Source organism: Nonomuraea sp. NPDC050328, assembly GCF_044459405.1.
In the GTDB taxonomy this organism is placed as follows: domain Bacteria; phylum Actinomycetota; class Actinomycetes; order Streptosporangiales; family Streptosporangiaceae; genus Nonomuraea.
Window position 1 is genome coordinate 801,166 of the sequence record NZ_JBITIW010000001.1, and the last position, 26,186, is coordinate 827,351.

A 26,186-nucleotide genomic window follows, 5' to 3' on the forward strand; every position below is an offset into this window, starting at 1 on the left:
GGGTCAGCGGAAAGGGAGAGACGTGCAGAAGGTTCTGATCGCCAACCGGGGCGAGATCGCCGTCCGGATCGCGCGAGCCTGCCAGGACGCGGGGATCGCCTGCGTGGCCGTCTACGCCGACCAGGACCTCGACGCCCTCCACGTGCGGGTCGCCGACGAGGCCTACGCGCTGGGCGGCGAGTCGCCCGCCGAGACCTACCTCGACATCGCCAAGCTCCTGCGCGTGGCCGCGCAGACCGGCGCCGACGCCGTCCACCCCGGCTACGGCTTCCTCGCCGAGAACGCGGACTTCGCCCAGGCGGTGCTCGACGCCGGCCTGACCTGGATCGGCCCGCCGCCCTCGGCCATCGCCGCGCTCGGCGACAAGGTCCAGGCCAGGCACATCGCCCAGAAGGTGGGCGCGCCCCTGGTCGCCGGCACCAAGGACCCGGTCTCAGGCGCCGCCGAGGTGGTCGCCTTCGCCGAGGAGCACGGCCTGCCGATCGCGATCAAGGCCGCCTACGGCGGCGGCGGCCGCGGCCTCAAGGTCGCCCGCACCCTGGAGGAGATCCCCGACCTGTTCGACAGCGCGGTGCGCGAGGCGGTCACCGCGTTCGGCCGCGGCGAGTGCTTCGTCGAGCGTTACCTCGACCGCCCCCGCCACGTCGAGACCCAGTGCCTGGCCGACCGGCACGGCACCGTCGTGGTCGTCTCCACCCGCGACTGCTCGCTGCAGCGCCGCCACCAGAAGCTCGTCGAGGAGGCCCCCGCGCCCTTCCTCAGCCAGGCGCAGCTCGACCTGCTCTACTCCAGCTCCAAGGCGATCCTCAAGGAGGCCGGCTACGTCGGCGCGGGCACCTGCGAGTTCCTCGTCGGCCAGGACGGCACCATCTCCTTCCTGGAGGTCAACACCCGCCTCCAGGTCGAGCACCCGGTGACCGAGGAGGTCGCCGGGATCGACCTGGTCCGCGAGATGTTCCGCATCGCCGAGGGCGAGGAGCTGGGCTACGGCGACCCGGAGCTGCGCGGGCACTCCATCGAGTTCCGGATCAACGCCGAGGACGCCGGCCGCAACTTCCTGCCCGCCCCCGGCACGCTCACCACGATGCGCGCGCCCAGCGGGCCCGGCGTCCGGCTCGACTCCGGCTACGAGGCCGGCATGACCGTCCCGCAGACGTTCGACTCGCTGATCGCCAAGCTCGTCGTCACCGGCCGCACCCGCCGCGAGGCCCTGGAGCGCTCGCGCCGCGCGCTGGCCGAGTTCGAGATCGACGGCATGCCGACGGTCCTGCCCTTCCACCGCGCGGTCGTCTCCGACCCGGCCTTCACCGGCGAGCCTTTCCAGGTGCACACCCGCTGGATCGAGACCGAGTTCGACAACACCGTCCAGCCGTACGGCGGAGCCGTCGAGAGCGCCGAGGCCGCCCCGCGCGAGACGATCACCGTCGAGGTGGGCGGCAAGCGGCTGGAGGTCGTCCTTCCGGCCGGTCTCGGCAGCACCACCGCTACGCCGAGAGCGAACAAGCCCCCCAGGCGCGGCGGCGCCGGAGCCGGCAAGGCCTCGGCCGCCGGCGGAGACTCGCTGGTCAGCCCGATGCAGGGCACCATCGTCAAGGTCGTGGCCGCCGACGGCGACACCGTGGCCGAAGGCGACACGGTCGTCGTGCTCGAAGCGATGAAGATGGAGCAGCCGTTGACCGCCCACAAGTCGGGTACGGTCACCGGCCTCAGCGCCTCCGTCGGGCAGACCGTCACCGCCGGGGCGGCCATCTGCGAGATCAAGGACGCATAGCGGGTAGGTTCGTCGATAGAGGAACTTCTTCGACCGCCCGTTCGTCCAGAAGGGCGAAGGAGGCTTGTTGCCGATGACCCATTCGCTGCGCCGGGCAGGGGCCGCGCTCGTTGCGCTGCTCGCCGGGCTACTCGTTGTGCTTTCATTCACCTCCGCGGCGCAGGCTGCGGCCGCTCCGCCTGATGCCGCGACGGTTCTCAACACCTGGAAGTCCGGCGACCCGCTCTTCGTGGAGTCGGGCTCGCCGCTCACCAGCGACCAGCAGTCGGCCATCCGTGACGAGCTCAAGGGGGCCAAGTCCAAGGTCTACGCCGTCGCGATGCCCAAGGGCGCCGCGACCGAGGCCGACCTCGGGGCCTACTTCCGCCAGCTCGGCGGCGCGCTCGACCAGGCCGGCCGTACCCAGGCCACGGTCGCCGTCATGATCGGCACCCAGGTCTACGCCGACTCCAGCCAGATCGGCCAGCAGACGCTCAACCGGATCATCGGGCTGTCGGCCAACAACGCCGGCGGCGACGTGACCAAGGGCATGGCCGAGTTCGTCGAGCGGGTCGACCTCGCCGCGGCCGGCAAGACCCGGTCCGCGCTGAGCTCCGGCTCGGTCAGCGGCTCCGGCGGCGGCACCGGCGTCCTGCTCGCGCTGGGCGGCCTCGCCCTCGTGGGCGGCGGCGGCTACTTCCTCTACTCCAGGAACGCCAAGAAGAAGCGCCTGGAGCAGGAGGCCCGCGACCTCGCCGCGGTCAAGACCACCGTGGAGGAGGACGTCACCAAGTTCGGCGAGGAGATCACCGATCTCGACGCCGACGTCAGCCTGCAGGGCGCCAGCGGCCAGCACATCGGGGAGTGGCAGACCGCGCTCGACGCCTACGAGCGGTCCAAGACCCAGCTCGCCACGATCACCAAGGCCGACCAGATCCGCGAGGTCACCCAGACCCTCGAGGACGGCCGGTACGCGCTGGCCGTGGTGAAGGCCAAGGTCAACAACCTGCCGATCCCCGAGCGGCGCGCTCCCTGCTTCTTCAACCCGCAGCACGGCCCGAGCGTGCGCGACGTGCGCTGGGCTCCGCCCGGTGGCGCGGTGCGCGAGGTCCCGGCCTGCGCCATGGACGCCCAGGCGGTGGAGCAGGGTTACGACCCGCACCCGCGTGAGGTCATGATCCACGGCCAGCGCGTGCCGTACTACAACGCCGGTCCCGCCTACCAGCCGTACGCCTACGGCTACTACGGCGGCTTCGGCGACATCATGACCGGCATGTTCATCGGCACCATGATGGGCAGCATGCTCGGCGGCGGCTTCGGCATGGGCATGGGCGGTTACGGCGCCGGCTACTCGGAGGGCTACTCCGACGCCGGTGGCGGCGACTTCGGCGGCGGCGGTGACGCCGGTGGCTGGGGCGACTTCGGCGGCGGTGACTTCGGCGGCGGCGATTTCGGCGGCGGCGACTGGTAACCACCACCCGGCACGACCAAGGAGGGCGCGCTCCCCGCATCGGGGGCGCGCCCTCCGGCGTTTGTTCAGGCGTGCTGGTGCGTGGCCGGGAGGGTGCGGTTCACCTGCGCCTCGGTGCCGGGCGTCACGATCACGAACTGGCCCATCATGCCCTCGTCCTCGTGGCGCAGGATGTGGCAGTGGTACATGTACGGCGTGGCCGGGTCGACGAACTCCCCGAACCGTACGGCCAGCCGTACCGTGGCCTTGGGCGGCACGTAGACGGTGTCCTTGGGCCCGGCCAGGTAGGGCTCGGGCTTGGCCCCGTCCACGTCGAGCACGGCGAACTCCACCTCGTGGATGTGGAAGTTGTGCGCGTAGACGGTGTTGACGATCTCCCAGATCTCCACCGCGCCCGCCGGGACGACCTCGTCGATGCGGGTCATGTCCATCTCCTGGCCGTTGATGGCGTCGGAGCCGTTGAGCGTGAAGCGGCGCACCTTGGCGTCCGCGGGCACCTCGATCGCCGGGCGGTCGCTCAGCGTGGCGGGCAGGGCGGCGGCGGGCTTGAGCCCGGGCGCGGCGTCGAGGCGCAGCAGGTCGAACTCGCGGTCGTCGAGGTCCAGGTCGCCGGCGAAGCTGCGCAGCAGGGCCTGCTCCCCGGCCTTGAACGTGGCCACGATCTCGACCCGCTCGCCCGGCGTGAGCGAGACCCGGGTGACCTGCACCGGGGCGCGCAGCAGGCCCGCGTCGCCGCCGACGACGTGGAAGGCGCGGCCGTCGGCGAAGCCGATGTTGTACTTGCGCGCATTGGAGCCGTTGAGCAGCCGGAAGCGGATCGCCGGACGGGTCACCTGGAAGGCGGCGTCGAGGGTGCCGTTGACGAGGATGCGGTCGCCCATCAGGCCCCAGGTGGCCACGGGGTCCTCGACCAGCGTGCCGTCGTCGCCGATGACCCGGTCCTGGATGACCAGCGGGATGTCGTCCACCCCGTACTCGCCCGGCAACCCCGCGCCGGCCGCCTCGTCCTTGTCATCGTCGTCGTCGAGGAGGAACATCCCGGCCAGCCCCCGGTAGACGTGCCTGGCCGTCTCGCCGTGCGGGTGCGGGTGGTACCAGGAGGTGGCCGCCGGCTGGTCGATCGTCCACTCGGGGGTCCACTCGCCGCCCGCCGGGATCATCTGGTGCGGCCCGCCGTCCATCTTGGCGGGCAGCCGCATGCCGTGCCAGTGCACGGTGGTCGGCTCGTCGAGCTCGTTGACCACCCGCATCCTGATCCGGTCGCCGCGCCTGGCCCGGATCGTCGGGCCCAGGTAGGAGCCGTTGAACCCCCAGGTCGGCGCGGGTTTGCCGGCGACGAACTCGGTGGTGCCGGCCTTCATGGTCAGGGTGAACCGGCCGTCGGCGCCGGCCTGGAGCAGGGGCGGGATGCGCAGGGGGTTGGCCGGACCCGGCGAGGGGGTGCTGGAGGTCGGACCCTGACCGCAGGCCGCCGTCGCGGTGGCGATCGCGGCCAGCGTCAGGAACTGGCGTCGGGAGAGCATGATCCAAGTATCGGAAGGCCCCCTGGCCACCCCGCCGTCGGGACCGCCCACGGGGGGCGATATGCGAGCCTTGATAGGTTCGTCGGGTGTCGGCAATCCTTGCGGCCTTCGTCCCCATCTGGTGCTTAGGTTTCCTCGGCTGGGCGGCGAGCCGCAGCGGCCGGGTGCCGCCGCAGGCGCAGGGCGTCTTCACCTGGTTCACCTTCAACCTGGCGATGCCCGCGGTGCTCTTCCTCATCCTGAGCCGGACCGACCTGGCCACCATCAGGTTCGGGCCGCTGGCCGCCTTCGCGATCAGCACCGTGGTGATCGGCGGGGCCATGGTGCTGCTGCTGCGTGGCAAGCTGCACGAGCGCATCGTCACGGTGATGGCCTCCTGCTACGTCAACGCCGGCAACCTGGGCATCCCGATCGCGCTCTACCTGCTCAACGACGTGACCTTCGCGATCTCGGTCATCCTCTTCCAGATCCTGATCATGTCCCCGCCGATCTTCATGGCGCTCGGCGCGGAGAAGCGGTTCACCCTGGCTCCGCTGCGCACCCCGAACCTGATCGCCAGCGGCCTCGGCCTGGCCTTCGCCGCGACCGGCCTCGACCTCCCCGCCGTGGTCACCGGCACCCTGGAGTCACTGGGCGGCGCCGCCGTACCCCTGGCCGTCTTCGCGCTGGGCATGTCCCTGCACGTCCCCCGTGCCGAACTCAGCCGCCCCGGCCTGCTCAGCCTGGTCGTCGCGGTCAAACTCGTGGCCCACCCGGCCATCGCCTTCCTCGTCGGCCACTTCCTGCTGCGCCTGGACCAGCCCGCGCTCTTCTCCGCGGTCGTCTTCGCCGCCCTGCCCTCGGCCCAGAACACCTTCGTCTACGCCAGCGCCTACGGCCGCCCCGCCGGCCTGGCCCGCGACGCCATCCTCGTCACCAGCCTGCTCTCCCTCGCCACCGTCCCCCTCCTGGCCCTGCTCCTGCAGTGATCCCGGCCTAGATGCCGATGGCGGCCATGGGCTGCATGAGGCGGCGGGCGGCTTCGGTGATGGAGCCGGACAGGGACGGGTAGACGGCGAAGGTGTGGGCGAGCTGGTCGACGGTGAGGCGCTGCTGCACGGCGACGGAGACGGCGAGGATGAGCTCGGAGGCGCGCGGGGCGACGACGACGCCGCCGAGGATGATCCCGGTGTGCGGGCGGCAGAAGAGCTTGACGAAGCCGTCGTGGAAGCCCTGCATCTTGGCCCGGGCGTTGGTGGCGAGCGGGAGCTTGACGACGTTCGCCTCGATCTCGCCGGCCTCGATCTGCTTCTGCGACACGCCGACGCTGGCGATCTCGGGGTCGGTGAAGATGTTGGCCGCGACGGTGGCCAGGCGGAGCGGCTGGACGGCCTCGCCCAGCGCGTGCCAGACGGCGATGCGGCCCTGCATGGCGGCGACGGAGGCGAGCATGAGCACGCCGGTGCAGTCGCCGGCCGCGTAGACGCCGGGCGCCGAGGTGCGGGAGACCTTGTCGACCTTGACGAAGCCGCCGGCGTCGAGCTGGACGCCGACCTCCTCCAGGCCCATGCCGGCGGTGTTGGGCACCATGCCGACGGTCATGAGGGCGTGGGAGCCCTCGGCGGTGCGGCCGTCCTCCAGGGTGACCACGACGCCGTCGGTGGTGCGCTGCACGGAGGTGGCGCGCGAGCGGCCCATGACGTTCATCCCACGGCGGCGGTAGACCTCTTCGAGGACCTCGGAGGCGTCGGCGTCCTCGTTGGGCATCATCCGGTCACGGCTGGAGACCAGCGTGACCTCCGAGCCCAGCGACCGGTAGGCGCCGGCGAACTCGGCGCCGGTGACGCCGGAGCCGACGACGATGAGGTGCTCGGGCAGTTCCTTGAGGTCGTAGAGCTGCCGCCAGGTGAGGATGCGCTCGCCGTCGGGCTCGGCGCCCTTGAGGATGCGCGGCGTCGCGCCGGTCGCGACCAGCACCACGTCCGCCCGGATGGTACGGTCACCCGCCCGCACGACCTGCGGGTCGACCAGCCGCCCGGTGGCCTTGATGATCTCGACGCCCTCGGCGGCGACCCGCGCGGCGATGTCGCTCGACTGCGCCTGGGCCAGCTCCTTCACCCGCTGGTTGACCAGCGGCACGTCGATCTCGGGCGTGCCGACGTCGCCGTCGGCCCCGCCGGAGTAGTGGACGCCCAGCGACGGCGCGTCGAGCAGCGCCTGCTTGCGGACCGAGGTCGCGATCAGCGTCTTGGACGGCACGCAGTCGGTCAGGACGCACGCGCCGCCCAGACCGTCCTGCTCCACCATCGTGACTTGCGCGCCTAGTTGCGCGGCCACCAGCGCCGCCTCGTAGCCGCCTGGTCCGCCACCGATGATCACGATCCTCGTCACGTGTCCCATTGTCCCGCATCCGCCAACCAGGAGGTGAAGCGGTACCCTAGGTGGCTATGCCGGTCTACGCCGCTTACGGCTCCAACATGGATCCCAAGCAGATGGCCATCCGCGCTCCGCACTCTCCGATCAGGGGAGCTGGCTGGGTGTCCGGGTGGCGGCTCACGTTCGGCGGGGCCGATCTGGGCTGGGAGGGCGCGCTCGCGACCATCGTCGAAGACGAGTACGAGCAGGTCTTCGTGGTGCTCTACGACGTGCCCGAGTGGGACGAGGCCGAGCTCGACCAATGGGAAGGCGCGAGCCGGGGGCTCTATCACAAGATCCGGCTCCGGGTGCACACGCTCGACGGCGACGTGCTGGCCTGGTTCTACGTGCTCGACGCCTACGAGGGCGGCCTGCCTTCGGCACGCTACTTGGGCATCCTGGCCGACGCCGCCGAGCAGGCGGGCGCGCCCGACGACTACGTGAAGGACCTGCGGGCCCGCCCTTGCACGTGAAACCCGACGCGGTGCTCATAAACTACTGAAGGTGAGCAACCCATATGACCTTGCCCAGGAAGCCGCCGCCGCGCTGAAGCGGGCGACCGGGCTCGACTCCTTCGACGTCGCGCTTGTCATGGGCTCCGGGTGGGTGCCCGCCGCCGACGCGCTCGGCGAGACCGTCGCCGAGGTCGCCTTCGTCGAGCTGCCCGGCTTCTCGGCGCCCGCCGTGGCGGGACACGGCGGCAAGATCCGCGTCGTCCGTACCGCGGGCGACCGCCTGGCGCTCGTCTTCCTCGGCCGCACCCACCTGTACGAGGGCCGCGGCGTCGAGCCCGTCGTCCACGGCGTGCGCACCGCGGCCGCGGCCGGGGTGAGCACGCTGGTGCTGACCAACGCCGCGGGCGGCCTGCGCCCCGAGACCCAGAACGTCGGCGACCCGGTCCTGATCAGCGACCACATCAATCTGACCGGCGCCAACCCGATCACCGGCACCGCCTTCCTCGACCTCACCGAGGTCTACTCCAAGCGGCTGCGCGCGCTGGTGCGCGAGATCGACCCGTCCCTCGCCGAGGGCGTCTACGTCGCCTTCCGCGGCCCGACCTACGAGACGCCCGCCGAGATCCGCATGCTGCGCACCCTCGGCGGCGACATGATCGGCATGTCCACCGTGCTGGAGGCGGTCGCCGCCCGCGAGGCCGGCCTGGAGGTGCTGGGCCTGTCCCTGGTGACCAACCCCGGCGCGGGCCTGGTCGGCGAGCCGCTCAACCACGAGGAGGTCCTCGAGGTGGGCCGCGCCACCGCCGCCCGGATGGGCGTCCTGCTGGCGAAGGTGGTCGATCGCCTGTGAGCCCGAGCAGCCGCGAGCTGGCCGAGCAGTGGCTGGCCCAGGACCCCGACCCGGAGACCAGGGCCGAGCTGGAGGCGTTGCTCGACGACCCGGCCGCGCTGGAGGCGCGGTTCGGCGCCAAGCTGGAGTTCGGTACGGCAGGCCTGCGCGGCGAGCTCGGCGCGGGCCCCAACCGGATGAACCGGGTGACCGTCCAACGGGCGGCGGCCGGGCTGGCCCGGGTGCTGGGGCCGGGCAAGCACGTGGTGATCGGCTACGACGCGCGGCACAACTCCGACGTCTTCGCCCGCGACACCGCCGAGGTGCTGACCGGGGCCGGGCTGAGCGCCTCGGTGCTGCCCAGGCCGCTGCCGACGCCGGTGCTGGCCTTCGCCGTACGCAAGCTGGGCGCCGACGCCGGCGTCACGGTGACGGCGAGCCACAACCCGCCGCGCGACAACGGCTACAAGGTGTACTGGAACGACGGCTCGCAGATCGTTCCGCCGGTCGACTCGCAGATCTCGGCCGCGATCGACGCGGTGGGCCGGGTGGACGAGCTGCCGCGCGGCGAGTCCTACGAGACGCTGGGCGAGTCCATCGTGGACGCCTACCTGCAGGCGGTCACCACGCTGCCGCTGGGCGACGCCCGGCTGCTCAAGGTGGCCTACACGCCGCTGCACGGCGTCGGGGCCAGCGTGCTGGAACGGGCGTTCATGACCGCGGGCTTCGACGCGCCCGAGATCGTCGAGGCGCAGCGCGAGCCCGACCCCGACTTCCCGACCGTGGCCTTCCCCAACCCGGAGGAGCCAGGGGCGATGGACCTCGCCTTCGACCTGGCCGGGAAGATCGGCGCCGACCTGGTGCTGGCCAACGACCCCGACGCCGACCGGTGCGCGGTGGGCGTGCCCCTGGCCGACGGCGGCTTCCGCATGCTCACCGGCGACGAGGTCGGCGGGCTGCTGGCCGAGCACGTGCTGGGCAACACCTCCGGCGACTGCCTGGTGGCCTCCACGATCGTCTCCTCGACGCTGCTGGGAAAGATCGCGGCGGAGTACGGCGTACGGCACGCCGAGACGTTGACCGGGTTCAAGTGGCTGATGAAGGCCGGGGACGGGCTGGTCTACGCCTACGAGGAGGCGCTGGGTTACAGCGTCGGCTCGGATGCGGGGCTGCCGGTGCACGACAAGGACGGCATCTCGGCCGCGCTCAGCGTGGCGAGCATCGCGGCGGCGGCCAAGCGGGACGGGCGGACGTTGCTCGATCTGCTGGACGATCAGGCTCGGCGGTTCGGGCTGCATGCTACGGCGCAGTTGTCGTTCCGGGTGGCGGACCTCTCGCTGATCGCCGGGGCGATGGCGCGGTTGCGGGCTGAGCCGCCTGGGGCGCTCGGGGGGCGGGTTGTGGAATCGGTGGACGACCTCAGCCTTGGGTCTGCTGGGTTGCCGCCTACCGACGGGTTGCGGTATCGGCTGGCCGGCGGGGCTCGGGTGGTGGTGCGGCCCTCGGGGACCGAGCCGAAGCTCAAGTGTTACCTGGAGGTGGTCGTGGCTGGGGATCCTCGGGAGGCTCGGGTTCAGGCTGAGGCGGATCTGGGTGCGCTCAAGGTGGATCTGGCTGGGGCTCTCGGGCTCTGACCGTAGCCCCGTCCCACCCGTGCCCGGCTCCCCACCTCTCGGGCTGGCCGTCCAAGGGGGGAAGAGGGCCCGGGCTGGGGGCGGGAGGCCACCCGAAACCCCGGGCTCCGGGCACTCCCTCCCCCGGGACCCCGGGTTCCGGGCACTCCCTCCTCCCGTACTCCCGCGCACCGGGCACCCCTCTCCCTGCAATCCCGGGCGCCGGGGCACGGGGGCCGGGATTCTGGTCAGGGGGCAGTGGGGGACAAGTGGTTTCCAAGGCGGGCGCGTCAGGATGCCGGGCATGGCTGAGGGGATGTTCCGGGCGGCGGCGCTGCGACGGGTGTCGGAGCGCCGCGACGAGCGCGAACGCTTGTGGTTGCCCGCCGGAAGGGAGTTCGCCGCGTTCTGGGTGGCGGCGGTGGTGCTGCTGCTGGTGCTCGGCGGGCTGGCCCTGGTCCGGGTGCCGGCCCACGTGCAGGTGCCGGCCGTGGTCAAGGCCGGTCAGATCCAGGTGAGCGGCCAGCGGGCGGGCGCCACGGCGGTGGTACGGCTGCCGGGCCTGGAAGCCGCCTGCACGGTGGCCGCCGGGCGCGCGCTGGAGTGCCCGGTCCCACTGCCGGAGGGCGCGCGGGGCGTGGTCACGGTGGAGCGCGGCCACCAGAGCGTGCTGAGCCGCCTGCTGTCGCCCAAGTGATCCACAAGCCGCCGACAAGACCGGCCTGCCAGCATCTCGCGAATGAGCAGGCGAGTCCCCATCCGGATGCAGAGCGGGCTGGCCGAGTGCGGGGCGGCGTGCCTGGCGATGGTGTTGAGCTGGCACGGCCGGCGCACCACCGTACGCGAGGTGAGCGACCGGGCGGCCGTGGGCCGCGACGGGCTGTCCGCGCTGGCCCTGGTGCACACCGCCCGCGAGTTCGGGCTGGAGTCCAAGGCGTTCTCCGTCGAGCCCGAGCAACTGCGCAAGGTGCCGCTCCCGGCGATCGTGCACTGGGAGTTCAACCACTTCGTGGTCGTGGAGAGTTTCGGCCCGCGCGGCGTGCGGGTGGTCGATCCGGCGCGCGGGCGGCGGCATCTGTCCCATGCCGAGTTCGACGTCGGCTTCACCGGCGTCGTGCTGGCCTTCGCGCCCGATGACGGGTTCCAGCCGGGCCGGGGCGCCGGGCGTCCCTGGCTGACCGCCTTTCTGCGCGAGGCGCTGGCCGGGCAACGGGCGCTGATCATGCAGATCCTGCTGGTGTCCCTGCTGCTGCAACTGGCGGGGCTCGGCGTGCAGGGCTTCGCGCAGGTGCTGGTGGACACGGTGTTGCCGGTCCGCGCCGACCGGCTGCTGGCGGTGCTCGGGGCCGCGCTGGGCATCGTCGCGCTCATTCATCTCGTGCTGGGTTACCTGCGCTCGCTGGCGATGCTGAATCTGCGGGTGCGGATCGACGGGCTGCTGACCGCGCGCGTGGTCGACCATCTGTTCGCGTTGCCGTACCGCTTCTTCGTCTTCCGGGGAGCCAGCGACCTCGTGCAGCGCAGCACGAGCGTCAGCCTGCTGAGACAGATGCTGACCGGCCAGGTGACCACCGCGCTGCTGGACGGGCCGCTGGCACTCGGCTACGTGCTGATCGTGACCGTGCAGGCGCCGCTGCTGGGCGCCTGTCTGATCGGCTTCGCGCTGCTCCAGGCGGGCCTGCTGCTGGCCACCAGACGGCGGATGATGGAGCTGAGCCAGCGCGAGCTGAGCGCGCAGATCGAGGCCCAGGGCTCGCTGATCGAGGCGATCGGCGGCATGGAGACGCTCAAGGTCTCCGGCACCGAACGCGCCGCCGCGAGGCGCTGGGTGCGGCTGTTCACCGCGCAGCTCAACGCCGACTCGCGGGTGAGCATGACGGAGAACGTGGTCACCACCATGCTGGACAGCGTCCGCTTCCTGGCCCCCGCCGCGCTGTTGTGGGCGGGAAGCTGGCAGGTCCTGTACGGCGGAGCCGGCCTGGGCTCCACGCTGGCCCTGACCGGCCTGGCGGTGGCGGCACTGGGCCCGATCGGCACGTTGCTGTCCAGCCTGCAGACGCTGCAGGAGGCGGTCGTGCACGTGGACCGGCTGGCCGACATCATGGAGTCCGAGCGCGAGCCGCACGGCGAGATCGAGGTCACCCACCTGGGCGGCCAGGTGGAGCTCGACCGGGTCTCCTTCCGCTACGACCCGCGCGCGCCGTGGACGTTGCGCGACATCTCCCTCAAGATCGGCGTCGGCCAGAAGATCGCGCTGGTCGGCCGGTCGGGCTCGGGCAAGAGCACGCTGGCCCGCATCCTGCTGGGCCTCTACGAGCCGACCGAGGGCACGGTCAGCTACGACGGCTTCCCCATGCCCGAGCTGGAGCGCGCCTCGCTGCGCCGCCACTTCGGCGTGGTGACCCAGGACCCCGACCTGTTCACCGGCTCGGTGCGGGAGAACATCTGCCTGGGCCGGCCCGACGCCGGCCTGGAGGAGATCACCGAGGCCGCCCGGCTGGCCTGCGTGCACGAGGACATCGCGGCGATGCCGATGGGCTACGACACGATGTTGTCGGAGGGCACGGGCCTGTCCGGCGGCCAGCGGCAACGCCTGGCGCTGGCCCGCGCGCTGCTGGCCAAGCCGCGCGTGCTGCTCCTGGACGAGGCCACCAGCCACCTCGACACCGTCACCGAGGCGGAGATCGAGAGCAACCTGTCGTGGCTCACCCAGACCCGCATCGTCATCGCCCACCGGCTCAGCACCGTGCGCGACGCCGACCTGATCGTGGTCATCGACAAGGGACGGATCGTCGAGCGCGGCACGCACCGGCAGCTCGTGGCCCTGGGCGGGCACTACGCGGCGCTGGTCAACGGCCAGGCACCGGCCTTGCAGTGATCTCCAAGGGGATCACAAGCCGCTCGGTCGACAGTGGACCCATCCGTTCCCGAGAAACCAAGGAGCCCTTCATGGCGCTGTCCTTCAACGACCTGGCCCCGGCCGAGCTCCCCGAGGAGGCGCTCGAGTTCGTGACCGGCGGGCGTCCGGTCATCACGCAGCCGACCCTGACCTTCCGCGACGGCTGTATCCCCAACCCCCTTTGATGATCCTCATCCTGAGCGAGCCGGGCGACACGACCGCGGGACTGGTCGTGCCCCGGCTGACCGGGCCCTGCCTGTGGTGGGATCCGGCCTCCTTCCCCGGCGAGTCGAGGATCACCGCCTCGCTCGCCGGCGGGGAGCGCCGGATCGTCCTCACCACCGGCGGCGTGCCGTACGACCTGGGTCAGGTGAGCGCGATCTGGGACCGGCGGCCGGGACAGCCGCGCATCCCGGTCGTGGTCACCGACCCGGCGCACCGGGAGTGGGCCGCGAGCACCGCGGCCGAGCTGCTGGAGGGGGTGTGGGCGAGCCTGCCGGCGCGGCGGCTGCCCGGCCGCCGGGAGGACGTCCGCCTGGCGCAGAACAAGCTGGTGCACCTGGCCAGGGCGGCCGAGCTCGGCTTCAGCGTGCCGGAGACGGTCATGACCAACGACCCGGCCGAGCTGGCGCCGTTCTGGGAGCGCACCGGCGGCGAGCTGGTCACCAAGACCACCTACCCGGCCGACCTCACCCTGTACGGCGAGCGGCACCACGCCTACACCAGCGCGGCCGACCGGCGGCACCTGCGCGCCCGCCACCGGCTGCGGCATGCCCCGGCCATCCTGCAGCCGAACGTGCCGAAGGCCGTCGAGCTGCGCGTCACGGTGGTCGGCGAGCGGGTCTTCACCGCCGAGATCGACTCCCAGGCGGGCGCCTCGACCCGGCAGGACTGGCGGCACTACGAGGACTCCGCCGAGCGCTACCGCGCCGGGAAACTGCCCGGCGAGGTCGAGGCCCGCTGCGTGGAGCTGGTCCGATCCTTCGGGCTGAGCTTCGGCGCCCTCGACCTGATCGTCACACCTGAAGGGGAGCACGTGTTCGTCGACCTCAACCCGAACGGCCAGTGGGCCTGGATCGAGGACCTGACCGGCCTGCCGATCTCCGCGGCCGTCGCCGAGTGGCTGGCGGCATGAGCCTGGGTGAGACGCTGGCCTCGGCCGCAACCCTGCTGCACGGCCTGCCCAGGCGCCGCGAGGGCCTGGGGGAGGCGCGGGCAGCGGTGGCCGCCTGGGCCGCCCGCAACGCCGCGCACGCGCCGCAGCTCGTGGTGGACGAGCGCCCGGACAGCCCTCTGGTCGGCTACGACCTGCTTCTCGACCATCCCGGCGGCGGCACGCTGGCCCTCACCGTCGAGCCGGAGGACGGCCTGCCCTGGGCGGTGGCCTATTCCAGCCACTGGGCCTCCTGCCTGGCCCTGACCGTGAACGGCCAGGACCTGAGCCTGCGCCAGGCGTTGCGCGCGCTGCGCACCTACACCGGACGGGCGGCCACCGTCACCGACGCGCTCGTCGAGCACTGCCTGCTGCTCGAAGCGGCGGCCGGCGAGCAGATCACGCAGGCCGAGGCGCAGGAGGCGGCCGACGCCATCCGGCGCTCGCGCGGGCTGCTCACCGCCGCGCAGTTCACCGCCTGGCTGGCCGCGACCGGGCTGAGCACCTACGACTTCCAGCAGGAGGCCGAGCAGGCCGCCCGGGTGCTGCGCTTCCGGCGGCGCAAGGAGGCCGAGCTGGCCCCGGTCCATCTGGCGGTGCACCGGCACGACTTCGACGAGGTCGAGGCGGTCTGGGTCACCTCCACGCTGCCGCTGCCGCCCGAGGCGCTGCCCGAGGCGCCCGCGCCGGCCCGGCCGGCCGGAGAGCTGCCCGAGCCGTTGCGCGCCGCCGTAACCGGGCTGGCCGTGGGACCGCTGCCGTACGGGGAGGGGTACCTGACCGGGCTGGTGCGCTCGCGGCTGCCGGCCGACCCCGAGCAGGCCCTGCCCGCCGCCGGGCGGGCCGCCTTCCGCCAGTGGCTCGCCGGCCGGCGCACCACGGCCCGCGTCCGCTGGCACTGAGACTTCCGGTCGCTCCTCCCGAGCACCGGGGAAGGGCCCGCGCGCGCCGCACAAGGGCGGCGCGCGGGGCCGTGATCGCCGCAGCACGCGGCAGAGAGGAGGACGTCATGCGACTCAACCTTGACGACCTCGAGGCGGCAGAGATCCGCGAGGAGGACCTCGCGCTGCTCAGCGGTGCACGCCGCGCCCAGTGGACCAAGGAGGTCGTGGCCGCCAACGGCGCCTACATCATGGGCTACGGCCACTGATCCGGGCTGACCGCTAGCTAGACCGGCCGCGGGGACCGGCGCGAACGCCCCGCGGCCACCTACTCATGGAGGCGACGTGCTGCTCGTCCTGGCCGCCAGGACCGACACCACTGTCGGGACGGTCGTTCCCAAGATCGAGCGGCAGGGGGTCGAGTGCCTGGCGTTCGATCCCGCCACCTACCCGGCCTCGGGCACGGTGACCGCCGACTTCACCGGTGGCAGGCCACGGTTCACCCTGCGCACCGGTGCGGACGAGGTCGACCTGGGCCGGGTGCGAGCTGTCTGGAACCGGCTCGCGACCGTGCCCGAGGCCGCGACGGCGGTCGCCGAGCCGTCCCACCGCGCGCACGCGGCGGGGCAGGCCCGGCGGCTGCTGGACGGCATCTGGGAGACGCTGGCCGTGCCGTGGCTGCCGGGGCCGCCCTCGGCGGTGCGGCGCGCGCACAACAAGATCATCCATCTGGCCCGGGCGGTCGAGCTGGGCTTCACCGCCCCGCCCACGCTGGTGACCAACGATCCGGCCGCCGCCAGGCGGATGTACGAGCGCAGCGAGGGCCGCATGGTCGCCAAGCTCATCGACGACCCGCCCTTCACCCTGCGCGGCGAGACGCACACGGTCTTCACCACGGTGACGACGCGGCGGATGCTCACCGCGCGGCACGCCATCCGGCACGAGCCGGTCATCCTGCAGCCGTACGTCGCCAAGCACGTCGAGCTGCGCGTGACGGTGGTGGGCGAGCGCGTCTTCGCCGCCGAGATCGACTCCCAGTCGCACCGGACCACCAGGGACGACTGGCGGCACTACGACACCGGCCGGGTGCTCTGCCGGCCGCACGCGCTCCCCCGCGAGCTGGAGCGGCGCTGCGTGGACCTGGTCGCCGGCCTGGGGCTCACCTTCGGCGCGATCGACCTCATCCTGACCCCCGAGGGCGACTACGTCTTCCTGGAGATCAACCCGAACGGCGAGTGGGGCGGCGTCGAGGAGGCCTCGGGCCTGCCGATCGGCGACGCCGTCGCCCGCTGGCTGACCGGAGGGACCCGATGACCGCTTTCGGCGCCGCCCTGGAGTCGGCGGTCGCGCTGCTGCGCCGGCTCGACCGCAGCCGGGCCGGGGTACGGCAGGCACGCGAGCTGGTCGCCGGCTGGAGCGCCGCGCATCCCGAGCTCAACGCCGAGCTGGTCACCGACCTGCGCCCGGGCTCCCCCGTCGTCGACTACGACCTGCTGCTCGACCACCCCGACGGCGGCACGGTGGCGCTGACCAGCCCGCCCGACGACGGCGTGCCCTGGCTGATCGACCACTCCACGCACTGGGCGGCCAACCAGCTCGTCAGCGTCGACGGCGGCCACCTGTCGCTGCCGGAGGCGATGGTGCTGGTGCGCTCGCTCGGCCGGCACGACGAGATCGTCGAGCTGTGCCTGGTGCGCGCCGCCGTGGCGGCCGACCCGGAGCCGCTCTCCGACGCCGAGCTCCAGGAGGCCGCCGACGACTTCCGGCGGGCCCGCGGCCTGCACGACCGGGCCGCCATGCTCGCCTGGCTGGAGGCCATGGGACTGACGCCGGAGAGCTTCCAGGACTACATCGAGGAGTACGGCAAGCGCCGCCGCTTCCGCCGCCGCAAGGAGGCGGAGCTCGCGCCGGGCTGGCTGGCCCAGAACCCGGCGACCGTCGAGCTGGCCCTGGCGACCTGGGTGATCACGCACTCCCCCACCCCGGTGGCCCTGCCCGAGCCGGCCGAGCAGCCGGTCTGGGAACTGCCGGAGCCGTTGCGCTCGGGCGACCGGGTCGGTCCGGTCCGGTACGGCGACGGCTGGCTCACCGGCGAGGTGCGAACCCGTCGTCCCGCCCCCGACGGCGACGAGCGGGCGCTCCGGCAGGCCGGGCAGCTCGCCTACGCGGCCTGGCTCGCCGAGCGCCGCACCCGCGCGGACGTGCGCTGGCACTGGTGGTGAGACTCAGGCGGGAGCGATCTCCATCTGGAGCTCGGTCACCCAGTCCGCCACCTCGTCCGGGCAGTCGAGGTAGACCTCCCGGGCCAGCCCCAGCGCACGGAAGCCGTTGTCCTCCACCCAGGTGGCCAGCGCCTGGAAGGAGGCGCCGACCCCGTCCATCGGACCGCGGTGGATCAACGTGGCCGCCTGCTTCAGCTCGGGCAGGTCCACCACGTCCAGCCCGCCGGCGCCTTCGCCGTCACCTGCGATGGGCATCGCCGCGTGCACCGACACCGCCCCGTCGGCGGCGTCCAGGTAGTACGCCAGGCACGCGCCCACGGGCGTCAGACCGGTCGCCTGCGCCCGCTCCCAGAGCTGCTCGAACAGCGGCTGGATCACCGGCGTGATGTCCGCCGGCTCGTAGCCGGCCGCCTGGCCGCTCAGCTCCACCACCCGCACCCGCTCGACCCGCTTCACGATCACTTCCAGAGGCTGCATGGCTCCCTCTTCCTCGATCATCCGGAGCCGCGCCTCGACGCCCTGCAGCCGTTGCAGGTCGGCGCTGATCTGCGCTTCGAGCTGGGCTCTGCGCAGCCGTACCATGCCGTGCAGTTCCTCGGCGCTGACCTTGTCGTCGAGGATCCGGCTCACCTGGTCGAGCGTGAACCCGAGGTCCTTCAGCGCGACGATGCGGTTGAGCCGCGCGAGCTGGGCGGCCTGGTAGGACCGGTACCCCGAGACGGGGTCGACCCGGGCGGGGCGCAGCAGGCCGATCGCGTCGTAGTGCCGCAACATGCGCACCGACACGAGGCCGAGCCTGGCGAAGTCTCCGATGCTGAACATGACTCCTCCAGGTCTACGACCTCACACGGTGTCAGGGTCAACCGGCGGGCGCTCAGGCCAGGACGGCCACGACCACCAGCGCGAGCGCGGCCAGGACCACGGCGAAGGAGTCGTAGGCCCACGCCATCCGGACCTCGCCGGGGGCCGCCTGGCTCATCCGGGCGGCCTCGGCCCGCTGGGTCACCTGCTCGCCGACCCAGTCGGCGTGCGTCTTGCCGGCCATCGCCTCGGCCATGGCCTGCTCGGCCTTGGTGCGGGCGGGTTCGGTGCGGAGCTTGCCGCGCTGGGGCTTGGGCAGGGCGCGCTGCTGGGCCTTGGCCCGCTCGCGGGCGGAGGCCATCGGGGTCCACAGGCGCAGCACGCGCGGCTTGCCCTGGGCGTCCGGCTCGCCGTACTCGACCGAGATCGAGTGGCCCACCTGCACGTCGCCGACGGTGGACCAGGGCAGCGTGACGCTGCGGAACGGGTTGCGCACCACCAGCGCCTCGTCGGTGAGCGTGGTGGCGGGCCGCAGGCCGGTCAGGTAGACCAGCGCGGTGAGCCCGCCCAGCACCGCGGCCGCGACCAGCGTGCCCTTGCCGGTGTAGTTGGCCGTCAGGTCGTAGGCGTTGAACGCCACGAAGGCCAGCCACACCCATCCGAAGACGAACGCGGTGGTGGAGCGGAACGTCTGTTTCATGCTCGCCACTTGAGCTGCGCGAAGCCCGGCTTGATCACGCCGTTGATGAGCGAGAGCCGCTCGTCGAAGGGGATGAAGGCCGACTTCATGGCGTTGACGGTGAACCACTGCAGGTCGTCCCAGCCGTAGTCGAACGCCTCGACCAGCTTGTGGAACTCCTCCGAGACGCTGGTGGAGCTCATCAGCCGGTTGTCGGTGTTGACCGTGACGCGGAAGTTGAGCCGGCGCAGCAGCCCGATCGGGTGCTGGGCGATGGAGTCGGCGGCCCCGGTCTGCAGGTTGGAGGTCGGGCACATCTCCAGCGGGATGCGCTTGTCGCGCACGTAGGCGGCCAGGCGGCCGAGCTTGGCGCCGTCCTCGGTGATGTCGTCGATGATGCGCACGCCGTGGCCGAGCCGGTCGGCGCCGCACCACTGGATCGCCTGCCAGATGGACGGCAGGCCGAAGGCCTCGCCGGCGTGGATGGTGAAGTGCGCGTTCTCCCGCTGGAGGTACTCGAAGGCGTCGAGGTGGCGGGTGGGCGGGTAGCCGGCCTCGGCGCCGGCGATGTCGAAGCCGACCACGCCGACGTCGCGGTAGCGGACCGCCAGCTCGGCGATCTCCATCGAGCGGGCCTGGTGCCGCATCGCGGTCAGCAGCGTGCCGACGCGGATGCCGCGGCCCTCGGAGCCGAGCCGGAAGCCCTCCAGGACCGCCTCGACGACCTGGTCGAGGCTGAGACCGGCGGAGGTGTGCTGCTCGGGCGCGTACCGCACCTCGGCGTAGACGACGCCGTCGGCGGCGAGGTCCTCCGCGCACTCGGCGGCGACGCGGACCAGCGACTCCCGCGTCTGCATGACGCCGACGGTGTGGTCGAAGGTCTCCAGGTAGCGCACCAGCGAGCCGGAGTCGGCCGCCTCCTCGAACCAGGTGCGCAGCTGGTCGGGGTCGGTGGTCGGCAGCCGGTCGTAGCCCGTCTCGCGGGCCAGGTCGACGATGGTCTCCGCGCGCAGCCCGCCGTCAAGGTGGTCGTGGAGCAGCACCTTGGGCGCGCGGCGGATCTCCTCGAGAGTGGGTCGCTGGCTCATCTCGTCATCTTAGGCGCTAGTCCCGGTTGGCCGTGTCAGGAGCGAAGGCGGGCAGGCAGACCGCCACGTACTCCGCGCCTTCCGCGCCGGTGCTGTAGCGCACCTTCTCTCCCGGCGAGGTGACGATGGACTGCCCCGCCGACACCTCGGTCACGCCGCCGGCGTGCTCCACCAGGACGGTGCCCCGCAGGACGACGGTGTACTCGGTGAACGACGGCGTCTGGGCGGGCTCCTCCCAGTTGGCCGGCGCCACCATGTGCGCGATGGAGATGGACTCGTCCTCGCTGTTCACGCGGCCGATGTGCTCTTCGATGACCTTGCCGCCGGGCACCGGGATCCGGGTCGCCCCTTCGATCTTTCTCACCACAGGACTCAGTGTGCCACGTCCACCACGAGGCGGTTGGGGCTGGTCTGCGTGCGGATCTCGAACCCGGCCTTGCGCGCCAGGACCAGCCCGACGCCCACGTAGCCCTCGAAGTCGCCGGTGCGCACCACGTCGGTCACGTTGCCCAGGTCGGCCTGGAAGATCGGGCCGCCCTTCCAGGTCGCCCGGCCGTCGTCGGTGTGCGCGTTGGCGGGGTGCAGCCGCACGTGCAGGTAGGCGCCGCCCTTGACGTTGATCCTGCGGCCGGAGCCGTCCTCGTGCAGGCCCTTCTCCCAGCGCGCGTCGTAGCCGGGCAGGTCGCCCTTCAGGTCGATCACCACCCGGTCGAAGCCGGCGTGCCGGGCGAAGCGCACCCGCGTCACCAGCGCCGCCTCCCCCTCGCCCTCGGCCTGCCGCTCGCGAGTGTCCGTCGGCACCGGCACGGCCGGGCTCTTGGGAGCGGCGGGCTTCGTGGGATCCACCGGCTTCGTGGGATCCGCCGGGGATGCCTGCGAGCCGCTCGTTTCCGGTACGGCAGGCGACCTCGACCCCGCGGGCATCCCGCCCACCGGCGAGCTGGACCCGGCCGTCGTCGTGCCCGCGCCGCACCCGGCCAGCAGGACCAGGGCGACCGCGGAAGCTGTGACCACGCGTGAGGAGCGCATGACTGTTAGGTTCCCAGCTCGCCCCCGCGCATGCGGCGCGCTATCACGGACCGGCATGGCAGAGGGCCTTCCCCGGAGGGAAGGCCCTCGCCCCCGTGCGCCGGAGGGATTCAGACGGTCTCGTAGAGCTTGGGCTCCTCGACCGCCGGCACGGCCTTGCGGGACTTGATGCCGAAGGCCGAGATGGCCAGCCCGGCCAGGCCGAGCACGAGCGAGACGACGATCGCCGCGCGCAGCGCCTCGATGGTGAGGCCGCCGGTGGACTGGGAGGTCAGGACGGCGGTGCCGATGGCCAGCACGACCGCGCCGCCCACCTGGCCGGAGGTGTTGAGCAGGCCCGAGGCCAGGCCCTGCTCGTCGTCGTGGACGCCGTTGGTGGCCTGGATGTTGAGGGCCGGGAAGGACAGGGCGAAGGCGATGCCGAGCAGGATCATGCCGGGCAGGACCATGAAGCCGATGCTGGGCGTGGCCGAGATGCCGAGGAAGATCGCGTACCCGGCGGCCAGGGCGGCCGAGCCGATGACGATCAGCTTGCCGGTGCCGAAGCGGTCGGCGAAGTCGCCCATCTTGGTGGAGGTGATCGCGACCAGCAGGCCGGCGGGCAGGAAGGCCAGGGCGGTCTGGAGGGCCGACCAGTGCAGCAGGTTCTGGAAGTACTGCATCATCACGAACTGGAAGCCCACGTAGGAGCCGAACAGGATGACCAGTCCGAGGTTGGCCCGGACGATCGGCGCGGACCGGAGCAGGCCGAGCCGGACGAGGGGGTGCTTGACGCGCCGCTCGACGACCACGAAGAGGCCGAGCAGGGCGACGGCCAGCGCCAGCGAGCCGAGGGTGCGGAAGGAGCTCCAGCCGGCCTCCGGCGCCTGCACGACGGTGAAGACCAGGAGCAGCATGGAAGCGGTGATCAGGACCGCGCCGAGCAGGTCGTAGCCGCCCTCGGCGCGCTCCTCGCGACCGCGCTCCAGCACCTTGATCGCCGCCACCAGCGCGATCAGCGCCACCGGGACCGGCATCAGGAAGGTCCAGCGCCAGCCCAGCTCGGTCAGCAGACCGGAGAGCACCAGGCCCAGCGAGAAGCCGCTGGCGCCGGAGGCGGTGAAGATGCTCAGCGCCCTGTTGCGCAGCGGACCTTCAGGGAAGGTCGTGGTGATGATCGACAAGGCGGCCGGGGCGGTGAACGCGGCGCTCACGCCCTTCACGAACCGGGCCGCGATCAGCAGCGCGCCGTCGTCGACGATGCCGCCCAGCAGCGAGGCCACCGCGAAGACGCCCAGCGCGACCAGGAACACCCTGCGTCGCCCGAGCAGGTCGGCGGTCCGGCCGCCGAGCAGCAGCAGACCGCCGTAGCCGAGCACGTAGCCACTGACCACCCACTGCAGCGAGGCGGTCGACAGTCCAAGGTCCGCCTGGATGGAAGGTAGGGCCACACCGACCATCGAGACGTCGAGCGCGTCCAGGAAGATCACAGCGCAGAGGACGGTCAAGGCGCCCCAACGGAAGGAGGAAGAGGAAGAGGACATGAGTCAAAAGATTACATGCACTCGCATCTAATGCAACAGCATTAAATTCCGTTGCATGGGAATTGGTCTCGTGGTAACCTCCGCGTCATGAACGAGGTTGAGGCCTGGCGCGACGTGCTCGCCAAGCACGCCAAGACCATGTGCGCGCTCGAACGCGAGCTGGGCGCCAAGCACGATCTGGGCCCCAGCGAGTTCGAGGTCCTCGACCGGATCGTCTCGAACGACAAGTCCTACCGCGTGCAAGAACTCTGCCACGAGGTGCACCTCAGCCAGAGCGCCCTGTCGCGCGTCGTGGCCCGGCTCGAACGGGCCGACCTCGTCAGCCGCGACGTCTGCCCCCAGGACCGCCGCGGCGTCTCCGTCTGCGCCACCCCGGCCGGCCGCGCCCGCTACGCCGAGGCGCTGCCCACCTACCGCTCCGTGCTCGCCGAGATCTTCGAGTCCGAGTCGGTCTGACCGCTCCCAGGCCCCACGGTCCCCTTTGTGATGACTCACAAAGCTTGACCGATAGCTTTACCGTCCGGTCCAGTTCACAGCCGGACCCCCATGGCTCATCGTGAGGCTGCACCCGACCTCGACCAAGGGAGTCCCTGTGCAGCGCCGTACCTTCCTCGCCGGACTGGGGGCGGTGGCCTTCTCCGGAGCCGTGTGGCAGGAGGCCGCCCTCGCCTCGACCAGGGCGGGAGCCAGCCCGTACGGACCGCTGGGCGCGCCGGACGGCAACGGCGTCGCCCTGCCGTCCGGCTTCTCCAGCCGCGTCGTCGCCCGCTCCGGCCGGCTCGTCGGCGGCACCCTCTGGCATCCCGCGCCCGACGGCGGCGCCTGCTTCGCCGACGGCAGCGGCTGGATCTACGTCTCCAACTCCGAGATCCCGCTGGCCGGCGGCGCCTCGGCGATCAAGTTCAGGGCCGACGGCTCGATCGAGCGCGCCTACCGCATCCTGTCCGGCACCAACCTCAACTGCGCCGGCGGGCGCACCCCCTGGAACACCTGGCTGTCGTGCGAGGAGATCTTCCGCGGCAAGGTCTACGAGACCGACCCGTACGGCAACCGCGGCCCGCAGCAGCGCCCGGCCATGGGCAAGTTCAAGCACGAGGCGGCCGCCTGCGACCCCGACCGCCGCGTCGTCTACCTCACCGAGGACGAGAGCGACGGCTGCTTCTACCGCTTCGTCCCGGCCGTCTGGGGCGACCTGTCCAGCGGCCGCCTGGACGTGCTCTGCTCGACCGCCTCCGGCGGCGTGGAGTGGCGGCCGGTCCCCGACGCCACCCCCGGCGTCTTCCAGACGCAGACGCGCCACCAGGTGAGCGCCGCGCGCCACTTCGACGGCGGCGAGGGCTGCCACTACTCCGGCGGCGTCTGCTACTTCACCGCCAAGGGCGACCGCAAGGTCTGGGCCTTCGACGCCGCCCGCATGACGCTCTCCCACGTCTACGACGGCGGCGGCAGCCTCGACGGCGTGGACAACATCACCGGCGTCGCCTCGGGCGACCTGTACGTCGCCGAGGACGGCGGCAACATGGAGATCAACATCATCACGCCGGACGGCGTCGTCGCCCCCGTCTTACGCCTCGACGGCCAGAGCCAGTCCGAGATCACCGGCCCCGCCTTCTCCCCCGACGGCACCCGCCTGTACTTCTCCTCCCAGCGCGGGACCAGCGGCGAGCGCGCCGGCACCGGCGGCATCACCTACGAGGTCACCGGCCCCTTCCGCCACTAGCCGCACGGAGTCACCCCCCACCCCCCGAAAGGAGCACCCGCGTGTTCCGTACGCTGCTCGCCGCCGTGCTGGTGCTGGCCACCCTGGCCCTGCCCGCCAGAGCCGCCACCGCCGGAGAGGTCTACGTCGCGCTCGGCGACTCGGCCGCCTCCGGCCCGCTCATCCCCAACCAGATCCTGCCCCAGCTCGGCTGCTTCCGCTCCGACCGCAACTACGCCCACCTCACCGCCCGGGCCATCGGCGCCGCCGTCCTCCGCGACGTCACCTGCTCCGGCGCCGAGACCGAGGACATGTACCAGCCGCAGAACACCGACCTCGGCGCGGTGCCCGCCCAGCTCGACGCGGTCAGCGCCGACACCACCCTGGTCACCGTGCAGATCGGCGCCAACGACGTGGGGCTGACCGGCTTCATCGAGGACTGCCTCAACCTGCTGCCGCCGCCGGTCGGCGACTACTGCTACGACGACTACCAGTCCGGCGGCCAGGACGAGTGGCGGGTCAAGACCGACGCGCTCCGCCCGGTGCTGGTGCAGCTCGCCGCCGACATCCGCGCCCGCGCCCCGCAGGCCAGGATCTTCGTCGTCGGCTACGCCACCTACGCCCGCGAGAACGGCTGCTACCCGACCGTGCCGATCCTGCGCCGCGACGCCAACTACATCCGCGCCACCCTCATCTACTTCAACCAGATGCTCGCCGAGCAGGCCGCCGCGGCCGGCGTCGGCTTCATCGACCTCCAGGCCCCCAGCGTCGGCCACGACCCGTGCACCGGCCCGAACACCCGCTGGATCGAGCCCTACATCCCCGCCAACCCGGCCACCCCGTTCCACCCCAACGCCAACGGCATGCGCGGCTTCGCCACCGCCGTCACAGCCGCCGTCTCGGGTGCCCATTGATCTTCGGTACGGCTGGCGGCCCGGCCAGGCGCCGGGCCGCCAGCGCCGCGCCGATCCGCTGCAGGTGCCCCGGATCGACCGGGTCCAGCCCGGTCAGCACCACCGCCCGGCGCAGCCGGTAGTCCACGGTGTTCGGGTGCACGTGCAGCAGCTCGGCCGTGCGCCGCCGATCGAGCCCGCTGTCCAGGTAGACCTTCAGCGTGCGCAGCAGGTCGGGGTAGTCGAGCAGCGGGTCCAGCAGCCCCGCCAGCGCCTCGGTCGCCTCGCTCGGCCGGGTGAGCTGGTACTCCAGCAACACGTCCGCCAGCCGGTACGCGCCGGGCGGCAGGTGGAAGAGCCGGACCACCTCCAGCACCTCGCCGGTCAGGTGCGCCGCCCCGGCGACCTCTGCCGCCGCGGCCACCTCGGCCGCCGCCCACACCGGTGCTCCGGCCGCCTTGGCCGCCGCCGCGACGATCTCCCCGGGGACCGGCCCGGCCTCTTCCCCCTCGTGGGCCGCCGGGAGCGGGACGAGCACGTGGCCGCCGGTGCCGTCGAGGACCGACAGCACCTGCTCGGCCGCGTGGCGTTGGAGGGCGTGCCGTACGCGGTGGAGCTTGCGCCGGCCCGCGACCGCCGCGCCCGGCTCGGAGGAACGCTCGTCCGGGTGCGGGCCGATGGCCAGCGCCAGCACCAGGTAACGCGGCGCCAGCCGTACCCCGGTCAGCGCCTCCTGGTCGCCGGCCAGCATCGCCGAGACGGTGGCGTGCATCGCGTGCTGCTCCTGGCTGAGCATGCCCTCGCGCTCCTGCACGTAGGCGGTGCAGACGGCGGCGGTGACCGCCTCGACGTAGACCAGCACCAGCCGGTTGGCGGCCAGCACGTCGGCGAAGTCGTCCGGCTCGGCCTCGGCGAACAGGTGCTCCCAGATGGTCCTGGCGCCCAGGTGGTAGGCGGCCAGCAGCGCCTCCAGCGGCACGCCCTCCTGCGCCCGGCGGGCGGCGGAGGTGCGCAGCGGGGCCAGCTCGGCGCGCGTGGGCGGGCGGCGGTCGCGGAACATGCGGCCGATCACCCGCAGGTTGTGCTCGACGATGCCGAGGATCTCGCCGTCGAGCTCCTCGCGCGGCAGCCGCCGGTAGATGGGGATCTGCTCGGCGAACGCCGTCACCAGCCGCCTGGCCAGCGCCCGCGTCTGACGTTCCAGCACCTCGTGCACGCGGCGCCCGGACAGGGTGAGCGGCTCGGCCATGCTCGAACCCTGCCAAAGGCGGCACCCGGCAGCAA

General features: G+C 72.3%; 26 protein-coding genes. 17 read left to right on the plus strand and 9 right to left on the minus strand.

Going from position 1 to position 26,186, the window contains the following annotated elements; genetic code table 11:
* Positions 1–22: 22 nt before the first annotated feature.
* The gene (locus ACIBG7_RS03610) at positions 23–1,771 is read left to right on the plus strand and encodes a biotin carboxylase N-terminal domain-containing protein (RefSeq protein ID WP_357916368.1); all 1,749 of its coding nucleotides are present in this window, start codon (positions 23–25) and stop codon (positions 1,769–1,771) included.
* A 73-nt stretch (positions 1,772–1,844) separates the two neighbouring features.
* Positions 1,845–3,221: a hypothetical protein gene (locus tag ACIBG7_RS03615; RefSeq protein ID WP_397335060.1), complete on the plus strand. Its 1,377-nt coding sequence runs from the start codon at positions 1,845–1,847 to the stop codon at positions 3,219–3,221.
* A 65-nt stretch (positions 3,222–3,286) separates the two neighbouring features.
* On the opposite strand, the gene ACIBG7_RS03620 is transcribed toward ACIBG7_RS03615, so the two are convergent.
* On the minus strand, positions 3,287–4,744 hold the full coding sequence (locus ACIBG7_RS03620; protein ID WP_397335061.1) for a multicopper oxidase family protein: 1,458 nt from the start codon (positions 4,742–4,744) through the stop codon (positions 3,287–3,289).
* Between the two features lie 86 nt (positions 4,745–4,830).
* Between ACIBG7_RS03620 and ACIBG7_RS03625 the strand changes: the two genes are divergently transcribed.
* A complete protein-coding gene (locus ACIBG7_RS03625) occupies positions 4,831–5,712 on the plus strand; it encodes an AEC family transporter (protein WP_397335062.1) in 882 nt (293 codons plus the stop codon).
* A gap of 7 nt (positions 5,713–5,719) precedes the next feature.
* On the opposite strand, the gene ACIBG7_RS03630 is transcribed toward ACIBG7_RS03625, so the two are convergent.
* Positions 5,720–7,114 (minus strand): NAD(P)H-quinone dehydrogenase, encoded by a 1,395-nt coding sequence (locus ACIBG7_RS03630; RefSeq protein WP_357916353.1) that lies wholly within the window; start codon positions 7,112–7,114, stop codon positions 5,720–5,722.
* A gap of 56 nt (positions 7,115–7,170) precedes the next feature.
* Here ACIBG7_RS03630 and ACIBG7_RS03635 point away from each other — a divergent pair, with 56 nt between their 5' ends.
* From ACIBG7_RS03635 to ACIBG7_RS03685, 11 genes are all read left to right on the plus strand, one after another.
* Positions 7,171–7,611: a gamma-glutamylcyclotransferase gene (locus tag ACIBG7_RS03635; protein ID WP_357916350.1), complete on the plus strand. Its 441-nt coding sequence runs from the start codon at positions 7,171–7,173 to the stop codon at positions 7,609–7,611.
* 31 nt (positions 7,612–7,642) lie between these two features.
* The gene (locus ACIBG7_RS03640; protein WP_357916347.1) at positions 7,643–8,443 is read left to right on the plus strand and encodes a purine-nucleoside phosphorylase; all 801 of its coding nucleotides are present in this window, start codon (positions 7,643–7,645) and stop codon (positions 8,441–8,443) included.
* Positions 8,440–10,056 (plus strand): phospho-sugar mutase, encoded by a 1,617-nt coding sequence (locus ACIBG7_RS03645; protein WP_357916344.1) that lies wholly within the window; start codon positions 8,440–8,442, stop codon positions 10,054–10,056. Before ACIBG7_RS03640 ends, ACIBG7_RS03645 begins: the two co-directional genes overlap by 4 nt.
* Positions 10,057–10,339: 283 nt before the next feature.
* Entirely contained in the window at positions 10,340–10,732 is a 393-nt protein-coding gene (locus ACIBG7_RS03650; protein WP_397335063.1) for a hypothetical protein, read from the plus strand.
* A gap of 42 nt (positions 10,733–10,774) precedes the next feature.
* Positions 10,775–12,913: a peptidase domain-containing ABC transporter gene (locus tag ACIBG7_RS03655; RefSeq protein WP_397335064.1), complete on the plus strand. Its 2,139-nt coding sequence runs from the start codon at positions 10,775–10,777 to the stop codon at positions 12,911–12,913.
* Positions 12,914–12,984: 71 nt separating this feature from the next.
* The gene (locus tag ACIBG7_RS03660; protein WP_357916335.1) at positions 12,985–13,119 is read left to right on the plus strand and encodes a hypothetical protein; all 135 of its coding nucleotides are present in this window, start codon (positions 12,985–12,987) and stop codon (positions 13,117–13,119) included.
* Positions 13,119–14,069 (plus strand): ATP-dependent carboxylate-amine ligase, encoded by a 951-nt coding sequence (locus tag ACIBG7_RS03665; protein ID WP_397335065.1) that lies wholly within the window; start codon positions 13,119–13,121, stop codon positions 14,067–14,069. Before ACIBG7_RS03660 ends, ACIBG7_RS03665 begins: the two co-directional genes overlap by 1 nt.
* Positions 14,066–14,989 (plus strand): hypothetical protein, encoded by a 924-nt coding sequence (locus tag ACIBG7_RS03670; protein ID WP_397335066.1) that lies wholly within the window; start codon positions 14,066–14,068, stop codon positions 14,987–14,989. The genes ACIBG7_RS03665 and ACIBG7_RS03670 overlap by 4 nt, the downstream gene beginning before the upstream one ends.
* Positions 14,990–15,096: 107 nt before the next feature.
* A complete protein-coding gene (locus ACIBG7_RS03675; RefSeq protein WP_357916326.1) occupies positions 15,097–15,237 on the plus strand; it encodes a hypothetical protein in 141 nt (46 codons plus the stop codon).
* Between the two features lie 76 nt (positions 15,238–15,313).
* Positions 15,314–16,282 (plus strand): MvdC/MvdD family ATP grasp protein, encoded by a 969-nt coding sequence (locus tag ACIBG7_RS03680; RefSeq protein ID WP_397335067.1) that lies wholly within the window; start codon positions 15,314–15,316, stop codon positions 16,280–16,282.
* The gene (locus tag ACIBG7_RS03685; protein WP_397335068.1) at positions 16,279–17,190 is read left to right on the plus strand and encodes a TIGR04500 family putative peptide maturation system protein; all 912 of its coding nucleotides are present in this window, start codon (positions 16,279–16,281) and stop codon (positions 17,188–17,190) included. The genes ACIBG7_RS03680 and ACIBG7_RS03685 overlap by 4 nt, the downstream gene beginning before the upstream one ends.
* A gap of 3 nt (positions 17,191–17,193) precedes the next feature.
* Here ACIBG7_RS03685 and ACIBG7_RS03690 read toward each other — a convergent pair whose 3' ends face one another.
* The 6 genes from ACIBG7_RS03690 to ACIBG7_RS03715 all read right to left on the minus strand — a co-directional run bounded on the left by ACIBG7_RS03690 (position 17,194) and on the right by ACIBG7_RS03715 (position 22,310).
* On the minus strand, positions 17,194–18,012 hold the full coding sequence (locus tag ACIBG7_RS03690; protein ID WP_397335069.1) for a MerR family transcriptional regulator: 819 nt from the start codon (positions 18,010–18,012) through the stop codon (positions 17,194–17,196).
* A gap of 52 nt (positions 18,013–18,064) precedes the next feature.
* A complete protein-coding gene (locus tag ACIBG7_RS03695; protein ID WP_357916315.1) occupies positions 18,065–18,691 on the minus strand; it encodes a PH domain-containing protein in 627 nt (208 codons plus the stop codon).
* On the minus strand, positions 18,688–19,758 hold the full coding sequence (locus tag ACIBG7_RS03700; RefSeq protein WP_357916312.1) for an adenosine deaminase: 1,071 nt from the start codon (positions 19,756–19,758) through the stop codon (positions 18,688–18,690). Before ACIBG7_RS03700 ends, ACIBG7_RS03695 begins: the two co-directional genes overlap by 4 nt.
* A 16-nt stretch (positions 19,759–19,774) precedes the next feature.
* Entirely contained in the window at positions 19,775–20,122 is a 348-nt protein-coding gene (locus ACIBG7_RS03705; protein ID WP_397335070.1) for a cupin domain-containing protein, read from the minus strand.
* Positions 20,123–20,130: 8 nt separating this feature from the next.
* Positions 20,131–20,787 carry a hypothetical protein gene (locus tag ACIBG7_RS03710; RefSeq protein WP_357916306.1) on the minus strand — a complete coding sequence of 219 codons (657 nt, stop codon included), beginning with the start codon at positions 20,785–20,787 and terminating at the stop codon, positions 20,131–20,133.
* A 110-nt stretch (positions 20,788–20,897) separates the two neighbouring features.
* Positions 20,898–22,310, minus strand: a complete 1,413-nt coding sequence (locus tag ACIBG7_RS03715; protein ID WP_357916303.1) for an MFS transporter — start codon at positions 22,308–22,310, stop codon at positions 20,898–20,900.
* A gap of 87 nt (positions 22,311–22,397) precedes the next feature.
* Here ACIBG7_RS03715 and ACIBG7_RS03720 point away from each other — a divergent pair, with 87 nt between their 5' ends.
* The 3 genes from ACIBG7_RS03720 to ACIBG7_RS03730 all read left to right on the plus strand — a co-directional run bounded on the left by ACIBG7_RS03720 (position 22,398) and on the right by ACIBG7_RS03730 (position 24,923).
* Positions 22,398–22,766: a MarR family transcriptional regulator gene (locus ACIBG7_RS03720; protein WP_357916300.1), complete on the plus strand. Its 369-nt coding sequence runs from the start codon at positions 22,398–22,400 to the stop codon at positions 22,764–22,766.
* A 136-nt stretch (positions 22,767–22,902) separates the two neighbouring features.
* On the plus strand, positions 22,903–24,030 hold the full coding sequence (locus ACIBG7_RS03725; protein ID WP_397335071.1) for an alkaline phosphatase PhoX: 1,128 nt from the start codon (positions 22,903–22,905) through the stop codon (positions 24,028–24,030).
* A 41-nt stretch (positions 24,031–24,071) separates the two neighbouring features.
* Positions 24,072–24,923 carry an SGNH/GDSL hydrolase family protein gene (locus ACIBG7_RS03730; RefSeq protein WP_357916295.1) on the plus strand — a complete coding sequence of 284 codons (852 nt, stop codon included), beginning with the start codon at positions 24,072–24,074 and terminating at the stop codon, positions 24,921–24,923.
* Here ACIBG7_RS03730 and ACIBG7_RS03735 read toward each other — a convergent pair.
* Entirely contained in the window at positions 24,895–26,151 is a 1,257-nt protein-coding gene (locus tag ACIBG7_RS03735; protein ID WP_397335072.1) for a PucR family transcriptional regulator, read from the minus strand. The two genes, ACIBG7_RS03730 and ACIBG7_RS03735, sit on opposite strands and share 29 nt — an antisense overlap.
* Between the last annotated feature and the right edge of the window lie 35 nt (positions 26,152–26,186).